This is a genomic window from Klebsiella sp. Sb-30 (assembly GCF_057652795.1).
On record NZ_CM172749.1, the window covers coordinates 3,553,251 to 3,572,189 of the forward strand.

Sequence of the window (18,939 nt, forward strand, 5' to 3'; positions counted from 1 at the left end):
GGTAGTGCTCCGCTCATTTCACGCCGTTATTAGCCAAGCTTACCCGATTTACGCCGGCAGAAGAGTTCACATTTTGTTTAAACTTCGCGAACCAGCAGCGTCAGCACTTCGTAGTGGGCGGTGTGGGGGAACATATCAAACAGCTGCACCCGCTCAACCCGATAGCCCGGCAGCCGCGCGATATCTTTCGCCATCGTCTGCGCGTTACAGCTGGAGTAGATAATAAAGGGCGGCGCCATACGGCATAAATAGTCGCACAGCTCGCGGCCGATCCCGCGGCGCGGCGGGTTGACCAGCACCAGGTCAGGAATCTCGCCCTCAGCGGTGGCAAACTGCGTCGAGTCCAGCGCCTGAAAATGAAGGTTGGTCAGGCCCAGTTCGGCGGCAGACTGCTTCGCGCTGGCGATCGCCTCCGGCGCAATCTCAATCCCGGTCAGGCGCATTTCCGGCGTGGCGCAGTGCAGGCCAAAGCCCCCCACTCCGCAGAACAGGTCCCACATATGATTGACCGGCAGCTGGCGTACCCAATCGCGGGCGGTCGCATACAGCTGGCCGGCAACGGCAGGATTCGTTTGAAAGAAGCTCTGCGGGCGGATCCACAGCGGTACGCCGTTAAAGTTTTCCGCCAGCGCCGCCTGCTCGCTGAGGAGAATCTCCTCTTCGCCTTCCATAATGGCCATATGCACCGGCTGAATATTGGCGGTAATCACCTTCAACTGCGGCAGCTGCGCCTGCAGCCACGGCAGCGCGGCGCGGAGCTGCGCAAGTTTCGTCGGGGAACGCAGCACAAAACGTAGCATCATGCCGCCATCCAGCTGGCTTTCCGTTAACAGCAGATACTTCAGCTCGCCGCGCCTGCGGGCAACGTTATAGGGCGTTAATCCGGCGCGGGCGATGAACGGTTTCAGCACGGCAAATACCGCTGCAAAACTGGCCGGATAGAGCGGACAGTCGGTCAGGTCTTCCGGGCTGCCATCGCGGTGCAGCATCCCCAGCAGCGGACGTTCAACGCTGCCGCTGACCACCATTTTAGCTTTGTTGCGAAAACCGGCTTCCGGGCCGGAAACCGGCTCAAACCATGTCGCCACCGGGCTGTCCGCCAACAGCGTTCTGAGATCGGCCATTTTACTGGCGAGCTGTTGTGTTAACGGCCGTTCCAGCCACTGACAGGAGCGACAGCGGCCCGCGTCATAGAGTGCGCAGTGCATAAAAAGACCTTCCAGAAATCAGGGGCGGGGATTGTATCACCGTTATTGCAGTCGGAAAAACCGTCGACACGACGCCGGAACAAACAGCAGCGCCAGCACCAGCAAATCGGGCAGTTTTTGCATCACCAGAGAACGCAGAATTTCACGTTTTGACTCGCCGGCAATACTGAACAGCTCCGGGTAGCCGTACCCCAGCGAGGCCGCCCAGAGATAAGCGGTGACGGTAATTTGCGTCAGGAGAAAGATCCAGCGCGCCAGATTGCGCCCTTTTACCAGTGAAAATGCGCACCAGATCTCAATAAAGACCAGCAACAGGCTGGAGAGAAACACCAGCGTCAAGGTCCATGTCTGCACGCTACGCTGAATAAACGCCTCTATCCCACCGATACCCAGCTGATTCAGGATCATCAGCAGATCCACGGCACGAATCAAAATAATGGCGAACGCCGCCACCTGCACCAGTGCAGGGACGTTAAGACGCGCATGAGATGAACGAGTTTTTGTAAACAGTCCCAACGGAAACGTCTTCCATGAAAACGGCGTCGCACTATCGCGACGCCGATACCAGTTTTACCGTAGATTTTAGGGGCTTCAGCTCCGTCTTGCACGCTGGATATCGCGCACCCGCTGCTTTTCTGCGCGCGCCATCAAATACCAGGCGATAAAACCAACAATGCCGACTACGCCGAGGATTAAGGTTGCCAGGGCGTTGATTTCCGGGTTCACCCCCATACGCACGCTGGAGAAGACCAGCATCGGCAAGGTGGTGGCGCCCGGGCCGGAAACAAAGCTGGCGATGACCAGATCGTCCAGCGATAAGGTAAACGCCAGCAGCCAGCCGGAGATAACCGCCGGCATGATCATCGGCAGCGTAATGATGAAAAAGACCTTCAGCGGCGGCGCGCCTAAATCCATCGCCGCCTCCTCAATCGAGTGGTCCAGTTCACGCAGCCGCGACGAGATCACCACCGCCACGTAGGCGGTACAGAAGGTCACGTGCGCCAGCCAGATGGTCAACATGCCGCGATCCGACGGCCAGCCGATGGCATGCCCGAGCGCCACAAACAGAAGCAGCAGCGACAGCCCGGTAATGACATCCGGCATCACCAGCGGCGCCGTAATCATAAAGGCAAAGCCGTTTGATCCCCGAAAGCGACCAAAGCGCACCATCACGACCGCGGCAATCGTCCCCAGAATCGCCGCCGCCGTCGCCGCACAGGTCGCGATGGTCAGACTCAGCCCGACGGCGCTCATCATCGCATCATCATGGAACAATTCGCTGTACCAGCGCGTCGACCACCCCGCCCACACCGTCACCAGCTTCGAGCTGTTGAATGAGTAAATCACCAGCATTAGCATCGGTGCATATAAAAAGGTAAAGCCGAGTACGAGGATTAAAATTCGCCACGGCGAACGGACTACCGGCAAATCGTTCATCCATGATCCCCCATCTGTTTTTGCTGATGTTTGTGGAACCACATAATCGGCACGATCAGCAGGAGCAGCATCACGATGGCCACCGCCGAGGCGACCGGCCAGTCGCGGTTATTAAAGAACTCCTGCCACAGGACCCGCCCGATCATAATACTGTCCGGACCGCCCAGCAGTTCCGGGATCACGAACTCCCCAACCGCCGGGATAAAAACCAGCATCGAACCAGCGATAATCCCGCCTTTGGTCAACGGGACGATCACCTGGAAGAAGGTTTTCAGCGGCCGGGCGCCCAGATCCAGCGACGCTTCCACCAGCGAGTAGTCGATCCGCGTCAGCGCGGTATAGATAGGCAGCACCATAAACGGCAGATAGGCGTAAACAATGCCGATATAAACCGCCAGGTTGGTATGCAGGATCTCCAGCGGCTGGTCGATGACCCCCAGCCACAGCAGGAAGTTATTCAACACGCCGTTGCTTTTCAGCAGCCCCATCCACGCATAAACGCGGATCAGGAATGAGGTCCACGATGGCAGGATCACCAGCAGCAGCAGAATATTTCGCGTGGACGGTTTGCTGTGCGCCACCGCCCATGCCAGCGGATAGCCCAGCAGCAGGCAGCAGAACGTCGAAATCCCCGCCACCTGCAGCGACTGCAGATAGGCTTCGAAATAGAGCGGATCGTCGGTCAGCTGCAGGAAGTTGCCGAGGTTCAGCGTCAGCGTGAGCTGGCCGTCCGCCCACTCCCACAGATCGGTGTAGGGCGGGATCGCCCTCGCCATCTCCGCCAGGCTGATTTTAAAGACGATCAGGAACGGCAGCAGAAACAGCAGGATCAGCCACAGATAGGGCAGCGCAATCACCAGCTTGCGCCCATGCGCCATCTGCAACCGCGTGAGCCATTGGGCAAAACCGCCCGTTTTCTTCACCCCGGCCGGTGGTTGTAATACACTCATCGCCCTCTCCTTACACCGTCAGAACAACGCAGCTGTCGGCATCCCAGCACAAACGCACTTCATCACCCCAGGTTGGCGTACCTTTACGATGACGATGTTCGTTCTGCAGCTGGGCGCTGATCATCTGCCCGCTTTTGAGGCGTACGTGGTAGATAGACAGATCGCCGAGATAGGCGATATAGATCACCTCTCCTACCGCAAAGTTGTAGCCATCCGCCGGCGGCTCATCGCAGAGCATGATTTTTTCCGGGCGCAGAGCGACCCACACCGGCACATTATCGATAACGGACGCATCAGGATCGACTTTCAGCGGGTGCGTCAGCCCCGGCGAGCTCAGCACCAGACCATCTTCCAGACGATCTTTTACCACCCCTTCAAACACGTTGACCGAGCCGATAAATTCCGCACTGTAGCGGGTTGTCGGATGCTCGTAGATCTCCTCCGGCTCGCCGATTTGCACGAACTTCCCGCGGTTCATAATGGCGATACGTCCCGCCATGGTCATCGCCTCTTCCTGATCGTGGGTCACCATGACGCAGGTGGCCCCCACGCGTTCGAGGATATCCACCACTTCCAGCTGCATGCGGTCACGGAGCTTTTTATCCAGCGCGCCCATCGGCTCATCCAACAGCAGCAGTTTTGGTCGTTTCGCCAGGCTACGGGCCAGCGCCACGCGCTGACGCTGACCGCCGGAAAGCTGATGCGGTTTACGTTTGGCGAACTCCTGCATATGCACCAGCGCCAGCATCTCCTGCACCCGGCTGGCGATTTCGGCTTTCGGCAGCTTGTCCTGCTTCAGCCCAAAGGCAATGTTCTGCTCCACCGTCATATGGGGGAACAGCGCGTAGGACTGGAACATCATATTGATCGGCCGCTGATAGGGCGGTACGCGCGACAGGTCAACGCCATCGAGCATAATTTGCCCGGCCGTCGGCTCCTCAAAGCCGGCCAGCATACGCAGCAGCGTCGATTTGCCGCAGCCGGATGCGCCCAGCAGTGCGAAGATTTCACCTTTATAAATCGTGAGGTTGACGTCATCGACGGCGTGCTGCCCGTCGAAAGACTTCGTCAGATTACGGATTTCCAGCAGCGGGGTCAGCGCTTTGGGGGTTTTCGCTTGTGGGCGGGGAATTGCGTCGTTCACTCAGGTGCTCTCCGGCAAAAAACTACCACCGTATGGCCCGGTTGCCATACATTGAACTTTACAGTGCAGGTGCACCATCCTGGTGCATGTTTTCGCTGCACTTTAATCCGTTTGTTGCCCGGCCGCGTGGAGCAACCACCCGGCCGGGTCAGACCTTTTCAGGCCCGGTGAACCGGGCCATCAGGTTTTATTTCCCGCTTTTGACTTTCGTCCACGCACGCGTGCGTACGCGGTCGATTTTCGGATCCTGCACCTTCAGGGTGAACAGTTTGGCGAACACATCGGCCGGCGGGTAGATAGCCGGGTTATTACGGATGGTTTCGCTCACCAGCGGCGTGGAGGCTTTGTTGCCGTTAGCGTAGTACACCTGATCGCTGATTTTGGCGATCACTTCCGGGCGCATCAGATAGTTAAGGAACTGATAAGCCTCATCTTTGTTTTTCGCATCCGCCGGCATCGCGAAGACATCAAAGAACGCCAGCGCCCCCTCTTTTGGAATGAAGTAGGAGACGTTCACACCGTTCTTGGCTTCTTTTGCCCGGTTCGCCGCCTGCCAGACGTCGCCAGCCCAGCCGATGGCGACGCAGATATCGCCGTTAGCAAGGTCGTTAATATATTGCGAGGAGTGGAAGTAGCGGATATTCGGCCGCAGTTTCAGCAGCAGGTCGGTCGCCGGACCGGTGTAATCATCGGCTTTTGTGCTGTTCGGATCTTTGCCCAGATAGTTCAGGACGGTGGCAAAAATCTCTTCCGGTGCATCGAGGAAGGAGACGCCGCAGCTTTTCAGTTTTTCAAGGTTCTCCGGCTTAAGTACCAGATCCCAGCTATTCAGCGGCGCATCTTTACCGAGTACGGCTTTCACTTTATCGACGTTATAGCCAATGCCGGTGGTCGCCCACAGATACGGCATCGCGTACTTGTTATCCGGGTCGTGTTTGGCGACCAGCTTGAGGACTTCCGGGTCAAGATTCTTCCAGTTTGGCAGCTTGCTCTTGTCCAGCGGCTGGAAGACACCTGCCGCCAGCTGACGTTCAAGGAAGCTGGCGGACGGGACCACCAGGTCAAAGCCAGTGCTGCCCGCCATTAATTTGCCTTCCAGCACTTCGTTGGAATCAAAAACGTCGTACACCACTTTAATGCCGGTCTCTTTTTCAAAATTTGCCACCGTATCCGGCGCAATATAATCAGACCAGTTATAAACATGCAGGGTTTTTTGTTCAGCGGCGAGTGAACCGGCAGAGACGGCCATCAACGCACCCGTAACCAGACCTGTTAACCATTTTTTACCAAAGGCGGTCATATCTCTTTTTCCTTCTCAATGCCCGTTAACAAGCGGGCTTAATATACGCACTTGTCTGCATGCAATAATCATGCATATTTTCTCATTGCCTAAGAAAAGGAGAGAGGACCTCTCCCGGAATGGTTGCCCGCAACTGGAAGCATCGTCAGAATAACTGTAGCCAGAATAAGAGGCTATAGCCCAGGTAAAATAACGCCTTTTATCAATTTTTTATGCAGTAACGGTCTACGTGATAAGCCAAAAGCGGCTGAATGGCGGTGAAAAATTCTTTAAGGGAAGGTTAAATGCAGAATAAAAGCACGTAATACGCAGCCGCTATGGCAGTGGCTGCGCTATTCATCGACAGGCTTAGTGAAGAAAATGGTGCTGAATATCTTCAGCGACGTACTCTTCTTCTTCGGCTTTATAGAGCACCTGGTTGGCGGCTGCTTCGAGGATAACCATAGAGATCTGCTCTTCGCTCTGACGGAAGAACCAGCCAAACTGTTCGACGGTAATGCCGACGCCAACGGATAGCGCCTGACACACCACCAGTTTAGGCAGATTGTCATCCTGAATATCGAGGAAGGCTTTGACGGTCAACGAACTGGCGTTAATTGCCGAAAGATCTGCGGAAAGCCCGAGCAGCGCCGAAGGCTTCACTTCCGCCAGAGCAGAAAAGAGCACGACGTTATCCACCAGATCGAGCTTCGCATCAAAAATGCCGTCGAAATTCTGCATATGCGGCAGATGCAAGGCCTGGCAGGAATCACACTCAAAGAAGTTGATGCCTAACTCATCGAGCCAGTGACGTAGCGTATCCAGACCCGGAACGACCAGTGAATCCATATGACCTGTGACCTCTTACTGTAGAAAAACGACGCCATAGCTTACGCAAAAAACGCAGCGCATACCATGAAAGTGTCACCCGCGCCGGTTATCCGCCCATTTTCAGACAAAATTCTGGCGTGGCCTGACGCTCAATCCAGGCGATCATGCGCCCGGCAATATCAATTCCGGTGGTCGTTTCAATGCCCTCCAGACCCGGAGAGGCGTTCACTTCCATGACCAGCGGCCCACGGGTCGCGCGAAGGATATCCACCCCGGCGACATCCAGCCCCAGGGTTTGCGCCGCCCTGATGGCCATCTCACGTTCCTGATCGCTGATCGTGGCCACCGTCGCCACACCGCCGCGGTGCAGGTTAGAGCGGAAATCGCCCTCTTTCGCCCGCCGCTCGATCGCCGCCACCACTTCATTACCCACGACCAGGCAGCGGACATCCCGCCCTTTCGCCTCGGCGATATACTCCTGAACCAGAATATGCGCATTCAGGCCGCGGAAGGCGTCGATCACGCTCTCTGCCGCCTGGCGGGTCTCCGCCAGCACCACCCCGATGCCCTGCGTCCCTTCCACCAGTTTGACCACCAGCGGCGCGCCGCCGACCATGGCAATCAGGTCGCTGGTATCATCCGGAGAGTGCGCGATCCCGGTCAGCGGCAGATCGATGCCCTGCCGCGCCAGCAGCTGCAGCGAGCGCAGCTTGTCGCGGGCGCGGGTTATCGCCACCGATTCATTGAGCGGATAGCTGCCGAGCAGTTCAAACTGACGAAGGGCAGCGGTCCCGTAATAGGTAATCGCCGAACCAATGCGCGGGATCACGGCATCGAAATGCGGGAGCTGACGTCCTTTATAGTGAATCGATGAGGCCACCGGACTCACGTTCATATAGCAGGAAAGCGGATCGAGGATTTCCACCTGGTGGCCGCGTTTTTGCGCGGCTTCGCGCAGGCGACGACATGAATAAAGCGTTCCATCCCGGGATAATATAGCAATTTTCACCCTGCACCTCTGCAACAAGGCCCGCTCCGGCGGGCCTGCAATATGTTAATTGCGCCACGACCGCCCGGTGCACCAAATGGCGGGGCGGAAAGCAGGCAGCAGTGTACACGCAATCAGCGCGTTGCCCACCCCTGCTTATGCAGATATTCGAGAATAAACGGGCGACTTTCTTTAATGATAGTGCGGCGAATATGGTCGCTCCAGGTATCACGGCGGGTGTTGCTGCCGCGCGACAGGTAGTATTGCGCCATCTGCTCATCATATTGCGCCAGCACTGCCTCATCCACCGGCTGGTACGCATTTTCATGCACCAGCATAGCAGCGGGCATACGCGGCTTCACCTCAGGGTTATCGGCTGGCCATCCCAGACACAGACCAAACAGCGGCAGGACGTGCTGTGGCAGTTTCAGCAGTTCGGTCACCTCTTCAATGCTATTGCGGATCCCACCGATATAGACGCCGCCGAGGCCCAGGGATTCGGCGGCAACCAGCGCATTTTGCGCCATCATTGCGGTATCCACCGCCCCCAGCAGCAGCTGTTCGGCCAGCCCGAGCCGGGCATCCGGACAGATTTGCAGCAGACGGTTAAAGTCGGCGCAAAATACCCAGAATTCCGCCGCGTGCGCCACGTGCTGCTGGCCGCCGCTCATCGTGACCAGCTGCTGACGAAGCTGAGGATCGGTGACGCGGATAATAGAGCTGCACTGTAAAAAGCTCGAGCTCGAGGCCCCCTGCGCGCTGGCGATAATAGCTTCGCGCTGTTCGTCGCCGATCGGCGCATCGGTGAAGTGGCGGATGGAGCGGTGGCTACGCAGCAGATCAATGGTCGGCGTCATCTTGTTTTTCTCTGTCTGATGAAGAAGTTGGTTTTGGAGTGTGAGTCAGCTGCGGCGCGACGATCCTGGCCATTCGCCACATTAATGCTATCGCGGCCGGGAGCATCAGCAGGATCCCGGAAAAGATCATCAGCATCGCCGCCGTCGGGCTGGAAAACGGCGCCGGCAGCTGCAGGTACTGATTGAGCGAGAGCCAGGCGAGGGTCAACAGCGCAATCCCGATGATCTCTACCACCAGAACGCTTTTCGGCAAAACGGCAGGCGATCGCATAGCTCAGCTCTCCTCCAGTCAATATTATTCGCGCGCTCTCCTGGCTAATCGCGCGCGGCAGACACAGTATAATGATTTAACCACGAAGACATTTATCAAACATAGCCTTAAACCATCGAAGAAAAAGGCAGAACCTTCTTTTCCTCGCCGGCATAACGCGTCATCATAGCGGTCATTCGCCATCCGGCTGAGATTTAAGGAGAGAAAGTATGTTTACCGTTATTTTTGGTCGTCCTGGTTGCCCGTATTGTGTTCGCGCCAAAGAGCTGGCAGAGAAACTGACCAATGAACGCGATGACTTCAACTACCGCTACGTTGATATTCACGCCGAAGGCATCAGCAAGAGCGACCTGGAAAAGACCGTAGGCAAACCGGTTGAGACCGTTCCGCAGATTTTTGTCGATCAAAAACATATCGGCGGCTGCACTGATTTTGAAGCCTGGGCGAAAGAGAATCTCGGTCTGTTTGCCTGAGCCGACTCATTTCTCTGACGAATGATTGCGTCTGGTATCCAGCCAGGCGCAGATAAACAGAAAGCACAGCGCGCCCAGCGCGCACCAGAACACCGCGCTAAACAGCCACGCCAGCTGTTGCCAGAAGGTACGCTGAGCCGCAAAAAAAATCCGCATGATCAGCAGACAGACGGGGGTAGCCAGAATTGCTCCCACCAGCGGCTGGATGACGCGTCGCCCCGGAGAGAGGCAGCTGGCGGCCGCACCGGGCAGCAAAAAATAGAGCAGTCCAACCTCAGGATTACCGGTAGCCCGAAAGACGCCTTTCATATGCAGTAACAGCAATAAACACACTACGATAAACAGAAAGAACCCACAGGTAATACCCACCCAGGCACGCTCAGATTTCACAATATCCTCCTGATTCTGCTTCTAACCCACTTCAATTCGTCCAGTCAGATAAAGCATTCCGGCAATCCATGCCAATTTAGCTCCCCATCGGCGTAAAAACGATTGTGACTAGCCGCAGCATCCAGGAAGGATTAAACTACCGGCTCTGTTTTTACTGGTTATAACGGGATGCCAGAACAGGGTTCGGGACAACGCGAACACTGGACCAACCTTAGACCAAATAACCATTTCCTTCAACAACTTACTAGTAAATGAGAAGTTGGCTTTCGTGAATATAAACGTCGCAGATTTGTTAAACGGGAATTACATCCTGTTATTATTCGTTGTACTTGCCCTGGGGCTTTGTCTCGGGAAACTTCGTCTCGGGTCAGTACAACTTGGTAATTCTATTGGCGTTTTAGTGGTTTCATTATTATTAGGTCAGCAGCATTTCAGTATTAACACTGATGCGCTAAATCTGGGCTTTATGCTGTTTATTTTTTGCGTTGGCGTGGAAGCGGGTCCCAACTTTTTTTCTATTTTTTTCCGCGACGGAAAAAACTATCTGATGCTCGCCCTGGTGATGGTCGGCAGCGCGATGCTGCTGGCGATGGGGCTGGGAAAACTGTTCGGCTGGGACATCGGCCTGACCGCCGGGATGCTCGCAGGCGCGATGACGTCAACGCCGGTGCTGGTCGGTGCGGGGGATACGCTACGGCACTTTGGCCTGCCCAGCGATCGGCTGGCGCTCTCCCTCGACCACCTGAGTCTGGGCTACGCCCTGACCTATCTGATTGGTCTCGTCAGTCTGATCGTCGGCGCGCGCTATATGCCGAAGCTGCAGCATCAGGATCTGCAAACCAGCGCCCAGCAGATTGCGCGTGAACGCGGACTCGATACCGACTCCAAACGTAAAGTCTACCTGCCGGTGATCCGTGCCTATCGCGTCGGCCCGGAGCTGGTCGCCTGGGCTGACGGTAAAAATCTGCGCGAGCTGGGGATTTATCGGCAAACCGGCTGCTACATTGAGCGTATTCGCCGTAACGGTATTCTGGCGAACCCGGATGGCGATGCCGTCCTGCAGATGGGCGATGATATCGCGCTGGTGGGTTATCCGGACGCCCATGCCCGCCTTGATCCCAGCTTCCGTAACGGCAAAGAGGTCTTCGACCGCGATCTGCTGGATATGCGCATCGTCACCGAAGAGATCGTGGTGAAAAACCACAACGCCGTAGGCCGCCGTCTGGCCCAGCTGAAGCTGACCGATCACGGCTGCTTCTTAAACCGCGTCATCCGCAGCCAGATTGAAATGCCGATCGACGATAACGTGGTGCTCAACAAAGGCGACGTGTTACAGGTCAGCGGCGATGCGCGACGCGTCAAAACCGTTGCCGACCGTATCGGCTTTATCTCCATTCACAGCCAGGTGACCGACCTGCTTGCCTTCTGCGCCTTCTTTATCGTCGGGCTGATGATCGGCATGATCACCTTCCAGTTCAGCTCTTTCAGCTTTGGTATCGGTAACGCGGCGGGGCTGCTGTTTGCCGGGATTATGCTCGGTTTCCTGCGCGCCAACCACCCGACCTTCGGCTATATTCCGCAGGGCGCGCTCAATATGGTGAAAGAGTTCGGCCTGATGGTCTTTATGGCCGGGGTCGGTCTGAGCGCCGGCGCCGGGATTGGCCACGGCCTGGGCGCCATCGGCGGCCAGATGCTGGCGGCGGGTCTGATCGTCAGCCTGGTGCCGGTGGTGATTTGCTTCTTGTTTGGCGCCTATGTGCTGCGTATGAACCGCGCGATGTTGTTTGGCGCCATGATGGGGGCGCGCACCTGCGCCCCGGCGATGGAAATTATCAGCGACACCGCGCGCAGCAACATTCCGGCGCTGGGCTACGCGGGCACCTATGCGATTGCCAACGTGCTGCTGACCCTGGCGGGGACGCTGATTGTCATCATCTGGCCAGGGCTACAGTAAATATTTAAGAAAAAAATGGATAGAGGCAGAACTTTTCTCTTGGGCATCAGTCATAAGTAGTGCCACTGCTTTTCTTTGATGTCCCCATTTTGTGGAGCCCATCAACCCCGCCATTTTGGTTCAAGGTTGATGGGTTTTTTGTTGCCTGAATTTTATGATGTTTAAAATTATTCGGTTACAACCGCCAGGCGGTACCATTGGCGATAGCCCGGCGACCGCCGCCGCCACCTCAGCCAGGCATCTTCCCTGGACCTGCTCCTCACCCCACCATTTCTGTTGTCCCAGACCTCATGGATGCGTTGCCCTCCCCTGACCCCGCGGGTGATGTACACTGATACGCCGGGTGAAGCGCCGAGTTGCACACGTCATCAGCAAAGAACAGAGCGATCCGCTCGCGACGCCTCCCGCTTGCCCCGCCAGTCAAATCATACCCATAAGGAATGTTCACCACAGGAGATGTTGATGCCCGCTTTCCAACCTGATGTTATTTCTGAGTTCTCCGGCGCGCCGCTGAGCACAACTGTCGCGGCCCTGACCGTTCTCGCTTTTCTGTTCCAGCCATTGCGAAAAGCCGTCAATGGGATTTTCAAATATAAAAAAGGCCACGGCAGCGTATTAAAGAATGCGGGGGTGCCCCCCTTCATTTTGAACTTCTTTGCCATCTCCATCCCATTGAAAAAATTGCCCTCGACAGGCTGGCCCGAGAAATTAATCACCCTCTTGTTCTCAGCTCTTTTCGCATGGTCTTTGTGGTATTTTGTCCCACCGCTTGTGCAAACCTTTACCGCCCCGCCAGACACGGCACTGTTGATTTGGAAAAAGTCAGGCGATCGCTTTTACATCTCCAGAACCGCAGCCACGGAGGCTACGCTGCTGACGCCCCCTCGCTGGACCGTCACAGCCAACGACTGTCAGGCCAATAAAGCCCCGACGAAAAACACCGCCAGCGTCCTGGATCGCGAATATCGTGACGATCTTTGCCGCTTGCTGACAACAGCCGAAGGCAAGGAGTATTTAGAAGAATCAATTAAAAACTTCGAAAAAGATAAAATCTTCACTTACTCATCCATTTTTATTATTGAATTTATGCTGCTATGGCTGCTGTTGGGATTCATGTTAATGATTCACTACACCAATAAAGTCAGGCACTTTATTTTGCTTGAACAACAAAAAGCGATTCATTGCGTCCAGGGCAACTTCGCGGCGACAGGTATCTACGCCATCTATCAGGAGCTGGAGGAGAGAGACGCTCGCAGACCCCGGCGGTAACTGTATGCTCCGTCGCATTGGCATCCTTCCGGTTATTGCTCATACTTTGACCAGCTCAGTCCGGTGAGAGGTAAAGGCGATGCTGGTGAAAGATAAAGTTGCCGTCATCTTCGGCGGTAGCGGTGCGATAGGCTCCGCCGTGGCGCATGCTATGGCGCGCGAGGGGGCGCGAGTCTACCTCGGCGCGCGCGATCGGAAGAAGCTGGATCGGGTGGCGGATGACATTCGTGCCGCGGGCGGCAGGGCCGAGACCTTTGTCGTTGATGTCCTCGATGAGCGATCGACCGGCGAGCGGATAGCGCAGCTGACGCAGCACAGCGGCGGGCTCGATATCGTCATCAATGCTACCGGCTTCGTCCATAATCAAGGCAAGGAGATCACGACGCTCTCCCTCGCCGAGTTTATGCAGGGCATCACCCCGTTCCTGGCGGCCCAGTTCAACCTGGCGAAAGCCGTTATCCCCCATATGGGCGGCGCTCGCCCGGGCGCCATTATCACCGTCGTGGCTCCGGCGGCAACAATGGCCATGCCGGGCCACCTGGGCCATATCGTCGGTTGTGCGGGTAGCGAAGCCTTTATCAAAGCGCTCGCCAGCGAACTGGGGCCGAAGAATATCCGCGTCCTCGGCGTGCGCTCGCACGCCATTACCGGCGCGGTTGAGGCCGGCTCTTACACCGCGGAAGTCTTTGCGGCAAAAGCGCAGGCGATGGGATTGACGGTCGAACAGTGGGTTGGCGGTGCGGCACACAGCACCATGCTCAAACGTTTGCCGACGCTGGCGCAGGTGGCGGATGTCATCACCTTTCTGGCATCCGATCGTGCCGACGCCATGACGGCAACGATGGTGAATATGACGGCCGGTGCCACTACCGGCGGATAGCCCTCGGATCTCGCAATACCTCGGCGTACAGCGCTTTATCTGGCTATTGCCCCTCTCCGGCCAGGCGTCCGACCATCAGGCGGATAGCCTGCTTTGAGAGCGGCGCGCTATCGGTGACAAAATGCAGGGTCATTCCCTCGATAAACGCATCCAGTCCGCGAGCCGTAGCCGGCTCAAACCACTGTTCCAGCGTTTGCTGACTGCGCCGCATCCAGTGCTGCATCACCGCCTTCAGCGCCGGCTGGCTGCTGCAAAACGCATACAGCTGATACATCAACTCCATATTTCGCGCGGTCGTCACCTGGGCGCTAAAGATCAGCTCGGCAATCGCATCGCAGGCCTCTTCACGGCTGCTGACCGAGGTAAAAAACTGCTGGTACTGCGCGGACATATCGCGGGTAAAAATGCGAAACGCCTCTTCTATCAGCGCGTCAATGCCGCTGAAATAGTAGGTCAGCGAGCCTAACGGGACTTCCGCACAGCTGGCAATTTTACGATGGGTTACCGCGTGAATCCCGTGGGTGGCAATGGTATCCAGCGTGGCCTGTAAAATGCGCTCCCGGCGCTGCGGATCGTTCGGTCGACGGGCCATATCTTTCCTCTTAGTCGCTGTCATGCGCAGGCAATCGGCAGCAATATCACGCTCCCAGGCGCCCGGTTCTTGTCCGAATACGCATTCTGAAGAATATGTACAAATGTACACATTCTTGCTACTGTTGTCTCCATCTTCTCATTCACAGGCGTTTACGGATGACAGCGCAAACCTCCCGCCGGGCCTTACAGCTCCGACTCTGGGCCCTTTTCATGTTCTTTTTTATCCCTGGATTGCTGATGGCCTCATGGGCTACCCGTACTCCGGCGATCCGTGACCTGCTGACGCTGTCAACGGCGGAAATGGGCATCGTTTTATTTGGCCTGTCGATTGGTTCGATGAGCGGGATTCTCTGCTCGGCGTGGCTGGTCAAACGTTTTGGCACCCGCAAGGTGATTCGCACCACAATGTCGTGCGCCGTGGTCGGCATGATGGTACTCAGCGTGGCGCTGTGGCTCACCTCGGCGGTCCTGTTTGCCATCGGGCTGGCCATTTTCGGCGCCAGCTTCGGTTCGGCGGAGGTGGCGATTAACGTTGAAGGCGCCGCCGTCGAGCGCGAAATGAATAAAACCGTCCTGCCGATGATGCATGGATTTTACAGCTTCGGCACGCTGTTCGGCGCCGGCGTGGGGATGGCGGTGACCGGTTTTGGTCTGCCCGCCGCACCGCATATTCTGCTGGCTGCGCTGGTGGCGATAGCCCCGATTGCTATTGCGATTCGCGCCATCCCGGATGGAACCGGACAAAATGCGGCAGAGAACGCGCATCATGAGGAAAAAGGTCTGCCGGTATGGCGTGATGTTCAGCTGTTGCTGATTGGCGTCGTGGTGCTGGCGATGGCCTTTGCTGAAGGATCTGCCAACGACTGGCTGCCGCTGCTGATGGTGGACGGCCACGGCTTTAGCCCCACCTCCGGCTCCTTGATTTACGCCGGCTTCACCCTCGGGATGACAATAGGTCGCTTTACCGGCGGCTGGTTTATCGATCGCTACAGCCGGGTCACGGTAGTCCGTGCCAGCGCCGTGATGGGCGCGCTGGGTATCGGCCTGATTATCTTCGTCGACAACCCGTGGGTGGCCGGCGTCTCGGTACTGCTGTGGGGTCTTGGCGCATCGCTCGGTTTCCCGCTGACCATTTCCGCCGCCAGCGACACCGGTCCCGATGCGCCGAAGCGCGTCAGCGTGGTAGCGATAACCGGCTATCTTGCCTTCCTGGTCGGGCCGCCGCTGCTGGGCTTCCTTGGCGAACACTTCGGCCTGCGCAGCGCCATGATGGTGGTGCTGGGTCTGGTTATGGTAGCGGCGTTGGTCGCCAGAGCGGTGGCCAAACCACAACATGAACCTGTCATGGAGAACAGTTAATGAGCATCAAACTGATTGCGGTAGACATGGATGGCACCTTCTTAAGCGATGCCAAAACCTACAATCGCCCGCGCTTCCTGAACCAGTATCAGCGCATGCGCGAACAGAATATTCGCTTCGTCGTCGCCAGCGGCAACCAGTATTACCAGCTGATTTCGTTTTTCCCGGACATCGCCCACGAGATAGCCTTTGTCGCCGAAAACGGCGGCTGGGTGGTCAGCGCCGGCGATGACGTTTTTAACTGTCAGCTGCCGAAAGATCATTTCCACACCGTCATCGACTATCTGCAGACGCTGACCAATATTGAAATTATCGCCTGCGGTAAACGCAGCGCGTATACCCTCAATAGCTATAACGATGAGTTAAAGACGGTCGCCGCGAAATATTACCATCGCCTGCAGCTGGTGGACGATTTCAACCATATCGATGACGTGATACTGAAATTCGGCCTCAACGTACCTGACCAACTGATTCCGCAAATCCAGCCGCAGCTACACGCGGCGTTGGGCGATATGGTGACCGCCGTGGCAACCGGCTACGGCAGTATCGATCTGATTATTCCCGGTGTGCACAAAGCCAACGGTTTGCGTATTTTGCAACAGCGCTGGGGCATTGAGAATCATGAAGTCGTCGCCTTTGGCGACAGCGGAAATGATATTGAAATGCTGCAACATGCCGGATTTGGCTTTGCGATGGCCAACGCGGCAGCACCGGTGAAAGCCGTCGCCGACTATGATGCGCCGCATAACAATGAGGAAGGTGTGCTGCACATCATCGACAAAGTGCTGAATCGCGAAGCGCCGTTCGCCTGACCTTCGTCCGGGTGCGGCAGTCGTGCCCCACCCGGAACGCTTCGCCGCTATGCCTGCGGGTCGTTGGAACTGCCGACGCTCTTGTCTTTGAGAAAATAGACAATCATCGCCAGCCACACTACGCCGCTGAGCAAGTTAAACAGGCTGAATACCCCGCTACCACCCAGCTCATACGCATGCTTACTGACCTCGATGCCGACGGTAAATATCAGCATCTGCAGCATCCCCATCGCGGCCGAAACCGTACCTTTGCTCATGTCACTGGCAAACAGCGTCAGGCGGACTAACCCGGCGTTCGCCAGACCAATCCCGAAGGCGTAAACGCTCAGCCCGGCGGTCATCCACAAATAAGCATGGGTCGATACCACCGTCGCCACCGCAGAGAGCAGCAGCCCGAACATAATCGGCCAGCCGCCGAGAATAATCAGCGAGCGTACCGTCCGCCGCGAGGTCAGTCGCGCCAGCACCAGGTTACCGGCAATCAGCGCGCCGAAAATCGGCACCTGCAGCAGGCCATACTCATAGCTGGTGGCCTTTTCGCCGCTGATGATAATCACCGGCGACTGGGCAATCCACGCCAGCAGCGGCAGGCTGACAAACCCGGTCGCCAGCGCGCCGGCGACGAAGCGCAGATTCTTCAGCACCAGGCCATAATCGCGACCCAGCTCTTTCATCGACAGCTTCTCGCCCATCCGCGTCGCGGTTTCCGGCATCGCGCGCTGCAGGCCCACAAAGGCAATAGCGGCCAGCACGGCAAACAGCACGAACATCATTTCCCACGGCAGGATGTGGACCCAGGCCGCTCCCACCAGCGGACCGAGCAACGGGGCAATCAGCGCAACGTTCGCCATCAGGGCGGTGATTTTGATACACATCGCCTCCTCAAACGACTCCTGAATGGCGGCATATCCCACCGCGCCGATGAAGCACAGACTAATGCCCTGCAAAAAGCGCAGCAGCGTGAACTGCTCAATGGTCTGCGCCAGCAGCGTGGCCAGACAGGTGACGATAAACCACACCACCCCGGTGAGCATCACCGGGCGACGGCCGATACGATCCGACAGCGGCCCCAGCAGCCACTGCAAAAACATACCGCCGGCGAGATAGGCGGTCATCGAGGTCGGAACCCATTCATTACCGACCTGAAACTCTTCCACCACCGAGAGCATTCCCGGCTGGATCATATCGTTGCCGATATAAGTGGAAAATTCGTATAACACCAGGCAGAGCGGGAATAGAAGCGCCTGCCGTCCGAGGCGTTTGCCTGAAAGCGAATAATTCTGCATGCAATCTCTTCGTTAAACAAAAATCGCGCAAAGTTTAATGAAAGTCTTGCGGAGGAGATAGTGAATTGTGAGTGACAATTAAAAATAGCGCAATGCGCCTTCAGCCGGCGGATATTGCCGCCATTTTAATTAAACCTGTCTATATTTCGTTTATATTTCAATTAGGTTACAGGCGATATACTCATCCTCTGCGGCATATTCACCACCATATGCCGCGCCCACGGCTTCTTAACAAGCTGATAATTAAGACAATACTGCTTTACCTTATCGCCACCGTTTTTTAAGGTGGGCGGCTGATTGCTATCGGATACCAAGAGCCTGAATCTATGCTGGAAAATATCAACGACGCGCTGTTTGCCTTAATCAACGCCACCCCCGCCTCGCCCTCGTGGGTCATCGCCCTGGCGACATTCGTTGCCAAAGAGGTGATTCTGATTGTGCCTCTGTTGACCGCGGCGCTGTGGCTCTGGGGCCCAAACCAGCGGCAGCTGGTGTTTAAAGTGCTCCTGGCGCTGGCGATTAGCCTGAGTCTGTCATGGATTTTTGGCCTGCTCTTCCCGCATGAGCGTCCGTTTGCCGCAGGCGTCGGCTATCAGTTCCTGCATCACGCGCCGAATAACTCCTTCCCCAGCAATCACGGCACCATCAGCTTTACCTTTGCGCTGGCCTTCTTGTTCTGGCATCGCCTGTGGTCCGGGATCGCGCTGCTGGCGACTGCCGTGGCGATCGCCTGGTCCCGGGTCTATCTTGGCGTTCACTGGCCGCTGGATATGCTGGGCGGCCTGCTGACCGGGATGTGCGGTTGCCTGGCCGCCGGATTACTGTGGCAGGCCGGCGGTCAACCGCTGTATCAATACCTGCAGCAGCTGTATCGGGTTTGCTTCTCCCTGCCGATTCGTAAAGGCTGGGTGCGTGACTAACCCTCTTTCGGCAGGTAAAATTGCCCACGACGCCCTG

The 18,939-nt window shown here is 56.7% G+C and carries 20 protein-coding genes; 7 read left to right on the forward strand and 13 right to left on the reverse strand.

The genetic code is table 11. The features are described 5' to 3' along the window. Positions 1 to 77 precede the first annotated feature (77 nt). The 10 genes from rlmC to AC236I_RS16650 form a co-directional block, all read right to left on the reverse strand. A complete protein-coding gene (gene rlmC, locus AC236I_RS16605; RefSeq protein WP_004859963.1) occupies positions 78 to 1,208 on the reverse strand; it encodes a 23S rRNA (uracil(747)-C(5))-methyltransferase RlmC in 1,131 nt (376 codons plus the stop codon). A gap of 42 nt (positions 1,209 to 1,250) precedes the next feature. Beyond that, positions 1,251 to 1,724 (reverse strand): YbjO family protein, encoded by a 474-nt coding sequence (locus AC236I_RS16610; RefSeq protein WP_004859962.1) that lies wholly within the window; start codon positions 1,722 to 1,724, stop codon positions 1,251 to 1,253. 75 nt (positions 1,725 to 1,799) lie between these two features. Continuing rightward, positions 1,800 to 2,645, reverse strand: coding sequence for a putrescine ABC transporter permease PotI (gene potI, locus AC236I_RS16615; RefSeq protein ID WP_004859959.1), 846 nt, complete (start codon positions 2,643 to 2,645; stop codon positions 1,800 to 1,802). Further along, positions 2,642 to 3,595 (reverse strand): putrescine ABC transporter permease PotH, encoded by a 954-nt coding sequence (potH, locus tag AC236I_RS16620; protein WP_004859957.1) that lies wholly within the window; start codon positions 3,593 to 3,595, stop codon positions 2,642 to 2,644. The genes potI and potH overlap by 4 nt, the downstream gene beginning before the upstream one ends. Positions 3,596 to 3,605: 10 nt before the next feature. After that, on the reverse strand, positions 3,606 to 4,739 hold the full coding sequence (potG, locus tag AC236I_RS16625) for a putrescine ABC transporter ATP-binding subunit PotG (RefSeq protein WP_004859956.1): 1,134 nt from the start codon (positions 4,737 to 4,739) through the stop codon (positions 3,606 to 3,608). A gap of 187 nt (positions 4,740 to 4,926) precedes the next feature. Further along, positions 4,927 to 6,039 carry a spermidine/putrescine ABC transporter substrate-binding protein PotF gene (gene potF / locus AC236I_RS16630; protein WP_004859954.1) on the reverse strand — a complete coding sequence of 371 codons (1,113 nt, stop codon included), beginning with the start codon at positions 6,037 to 6,039 and terminating at the stop codon, positions 4,927 to 4,929. A gap of 348 nt (positions 6,040 to 6,387) precedes the next feature. Then, the gene (locus tag AC236I_RS16635) at positions 6,388 to 6,867 is read right to left on the reverse strand and encodes a type III secretion system chaperone family protein (protein ID WP_004859952.1); all 480 of its coding nucleotides are present in this window, start codon (positions 6,865 to 6,867) and stop codon (positions 6,388 to 6,390) included. Between the two features lie 88 nt (positions 6,868 to 6,955). Next, complete coding sequence (gene rimK, locus AC236I_RS16640) at positions 6,956 to 7,858, reverse strand: 30S ribosomal protein S6--L-glutamate ligase (protein WP_004859950.1); 903 nt, start codon at positions 7,856 to 7,858, stop codon at positions 6,956 to 6,958. 113 nt (positions 7,859 to 7,971) lie between these two features. Beyond that, positions 7,972 to 8,694 carry an oxygen-insensitive NADPH nitroreductase gene (gene nfsA, locus AC236I_RS16645; RefSeq protein ID WP_487608553.1) on the reverse strand — a complete coding sequence of 241 codons (723 nt, stop codon included), beginning with the start codon at positions 8,692 to 8,694 and terminating at the stop codon, positions 7,972 to 7,974. Continuing rightward, positions 8,678 to 8,965 (reverse strand): YbjC family protein, encoded by a 288-nt coding sequence (locus AC236I_RS16650; protein ID WP_015584819.1) that lies wholly within the window; start codon positions 8,963 to 8,965, stop codon positions 8,678 to 8,680. Before AC236I_RS16650 ends, nfsA begins: the two co-directional genes overlap by 17 nt. A gap of 209 nt (positions 8,966 to 9,174) precedes the next feature. Between AC236I_RS16650 and AC236I_RS16655 the strand changes: the two genes are divergently transcribed. Continuing rightward, a complete protein-coding gene (locus AC236I_RS16655; protein WP_004859945.1) occupies positions 9,175 to 9,438 on the forward strand; it encodes a GrxA family glutaredoxin in 264 nt (87 codons plus the stop codon). Between the two features lie 6 nt (positions 9,439 to 9,444). On the opposite strand, the gene AC236I_RS16660 is transcribed toward AC236I_RS16655, so the two are convergent. Beyond that, positions 9,445 to 9,828 carry an inner membrane protein YbjM gene (locus AC236I_RS16660; protein ID WP_004859943.1) on the reverse strand — a complete coding sequence of 128 codons (384 nt, stop codon included), beginning with the start codon at positions 9,826 to 9,828 and terminating at the stop codon, positions 9,445 to 9,447. Positions 9,829 to 10,096: 268 nt separating this feature from the next. Here AC236I_RS16660 and AC236I_RS16665 point away from each other — a divergent pair, with 268 nt between their 5' ends. From AC236I_RS16665 to AC236I_RS16675, 3 genes are all read left to right on the forward strand, one after another. Then, positions 10,097 to 11,782 (forward strand): aspartate:alanine antiporter, encoded by a 1,686-nt coding sequence (locus tag AC236I_RS16665; RefSeq protein WP_004859941.1) that lies wholly within the window; start codon positions 10,097 to 10,099, stop codon positions 11,780 to 11,782. A 462-nt stretch (positions 11,783 to 12,244) separates the two neighbouring features. After that, positions 12,245 to 13,051, forward strand: a complete 807-nt coding sequence (locus AC236I_RS16670) for a DUF6216 family protein (RefSeq protein WP_113991205.1) — start codon at positions 12,245 to 12,247, stop codon at positions 13,049 to 13,051. Between the two features lie 79 nt (positions 13,052 to 13,130). Beyond that, on the forward strand, positions 13,131 to 13,931 hold the full coding sequence (locus AC236I_RS16675; protein WP_113991206.1) for an SDR family NAD(P)-dependent oxidoreductase: 801 nt from the start codon (positions 13,131 to 13,133) through the stop codon (positions 13,929 to 13,931). Positions 13,932 to 13,974: 43 nt separating this feature from the next. On the opposite strand, the gene AC236I_RS16680 is transcribed toward AC236I_RS16675, so the two are convergent. Further along, a complete protein-coding gene (locus AC236I_RS16680) occupies positions 13,975 to 14,523 on the reverse strand; it encodes a TetR/AcrR family transcriptional regulator (RefSeq protein WP_004859910.1) in 549 nt (182 codons plus the stop codon). Between the two features lie 158 nt (positions 14,524 to 14,681). Between AC236I_RS16680 and AC236I_RS16685 the strand changes: the two genes are divergently transcribed. Beyond that, on the forward strand, positions 14,682 to 15,884 hold the full coding sequence (locus tag AC236I_RS16685) for an MFS transporter (RefSeq protein WP_004859909.1): 1,203 nt from the start codon (positions 14,682 to 14,684) through the stop codon (positions 15,882 to 15,884). Continuing rightward, positions 15,884 to 16,696: a Cof-type HAD-IIB family hydrolase gene (locus AC236I_RS16690; protein ID WP_004859908.1), complete on the forward strand. Its 813-nt coding sequence runs from the start codon at positions 15,884 to 15,886 to the stop codon at positions 16,694 to 16,696. The genes AC236I_RS16685 and AC236I_RS16690 overlap by 1 nt, the downstream gene beginning before the upstream one ends. A 47-nt stretch (positions 16,697 to 16,743) precedes the next feature. Here the strand turns inward: AC236I_RS16690 and AC236I_RS16695 are convergent, their stop codons facing one another. Beyond that, positions 16,744 to 17,982, reverse strand: a complete 1,239-nt coding sequence (locus AC236I_RS16695; protein ID WP_004859906.1) for an MFS transporter — start codon at positions 17,980 to 17,982, stop codon at positions 16,744 to 16,746. Between the two features lie 326 nt (positions 17,983 to 18,308). Between AC236I_RS16695 and ybjG the strand changes: the two genes are divergently transcribed. Next, on the forward strand, positions 18,309 to 18,902 hold the full coding sequence (gene ybjG, locus AC236I_RS16700; protein ID WP_015584823.1) for an undecaprenyl-diphosphate phosphatase: 594 nt from the start codon (positions 18,309 to 18,311) through the stop codon (positions 18,900 to 18,902). Positions 18,903 to 18,939: the final 37 nt, after the last annotated feature.

Bases quoted from the DNA above. Each gene is read 5' to 3' on its own strand.
- rlmC (WP_004859963.1), bottom strand. From the start codon at position 1,208: ATGCACTGCGCACTCTATGACGCGGGCCGCTGTCGCTCCTGTCAGTGG.
- potI (WP_004859959.1), bottom strand. From the start codon at position 2,645: ATGAACGATTTGCCGGTAGTCCGTTCGCCGTGGCGAATTTTAATCCTC.
- potH (WP_004859957.1), bottom strand. From the start codon at position 3,595: ATGAGTGTATTACAACCACCGGCCGGGGTGAAGAAAACGGGCGGTTTT.
- potF (WP_004859954.1), bottom strand. From the start codon at position 6,039: ATGACCGCCTTTGGTAAAAAATGGTTAACAGGTCTGGTTACGGGTGCG.
- AC236I_RS16635 (WP_004859952.1), bottom strand. From the start codon at position 6,867: ATGGATTCACTGGTCGTTCCGGGTCTGGATACGCTACGTCACTGGCTC.
- nfsA (WP_487608553.1), bottom strand. From the start codon at position 8,694: ATGACGCCGACCATTGATCTGCTGCGTAGCCACCGCTCCATCCGCCAC.
- AC236I_RS16650 (WP_015584819.1), bottom strand. From the start codon at position 8,965: ATGCGATCGCCTGCCGTTTTGCCGAAAAGCGTTCTGGTGGTAGAGATC.
- AC236I_RS16655 (WP_004859945.1), top strand. From the start codon at position 9,175: ATGTTTACCGTTATTTTTGGTCGTCCTGGTTGCCCGTATTGTGTTCGC.
- AC236I_RS16670 (WP_113991205.1), top strand. From the start codon at position 12,245: ATGCCCGCTTTCCAACCTGATGTTATTTCTGAGTTCTCCGGCGCGCCG.
- AC236I_RS16675 (WP_113991206.1), top strand. From the start codon at position 13,131: ATGCTGGTGAAAGATAAAGTTGCCGTCATCTTCGGCGGTAGCGGTGCG.
- AC236I_RS16680 (WP_004859910.1), bottom strand. From the start codon at position 14,523: ATGGCCCGTCGACCGAACGATCCGCAGCGCCGGGAGCGCATTTTACAG.
- AC236I_RS16685 (WP_004859909.1), top strand. From the start codon at position 14,682: ATGACAGCGCAAACCTCCCGCCGGGCCTTACAGCTCCGACTCTGGGCC.
- AC236I_RS16690 (WP_004859908.1), top strand. From the start codon at position 15,884: ATGAGCATCAAACTGATTGCGGTAGACATGGATGGCACCTTCTTAAGC.
- AC236I_RS16695 (WP_004859906.1), bottom strand. From the start codon at position 17,982: ATGCAGAATTATTCGCTTTCAGGCAAACGCCTCGGACGGCAGGCGCTT.
- ybjG (WP_015584823.1), top strand. From the start codon at position 18,309: ATGCTGGAAAATATCAACGACGCGCTGTTTGCCTTAATCAACGCCACC.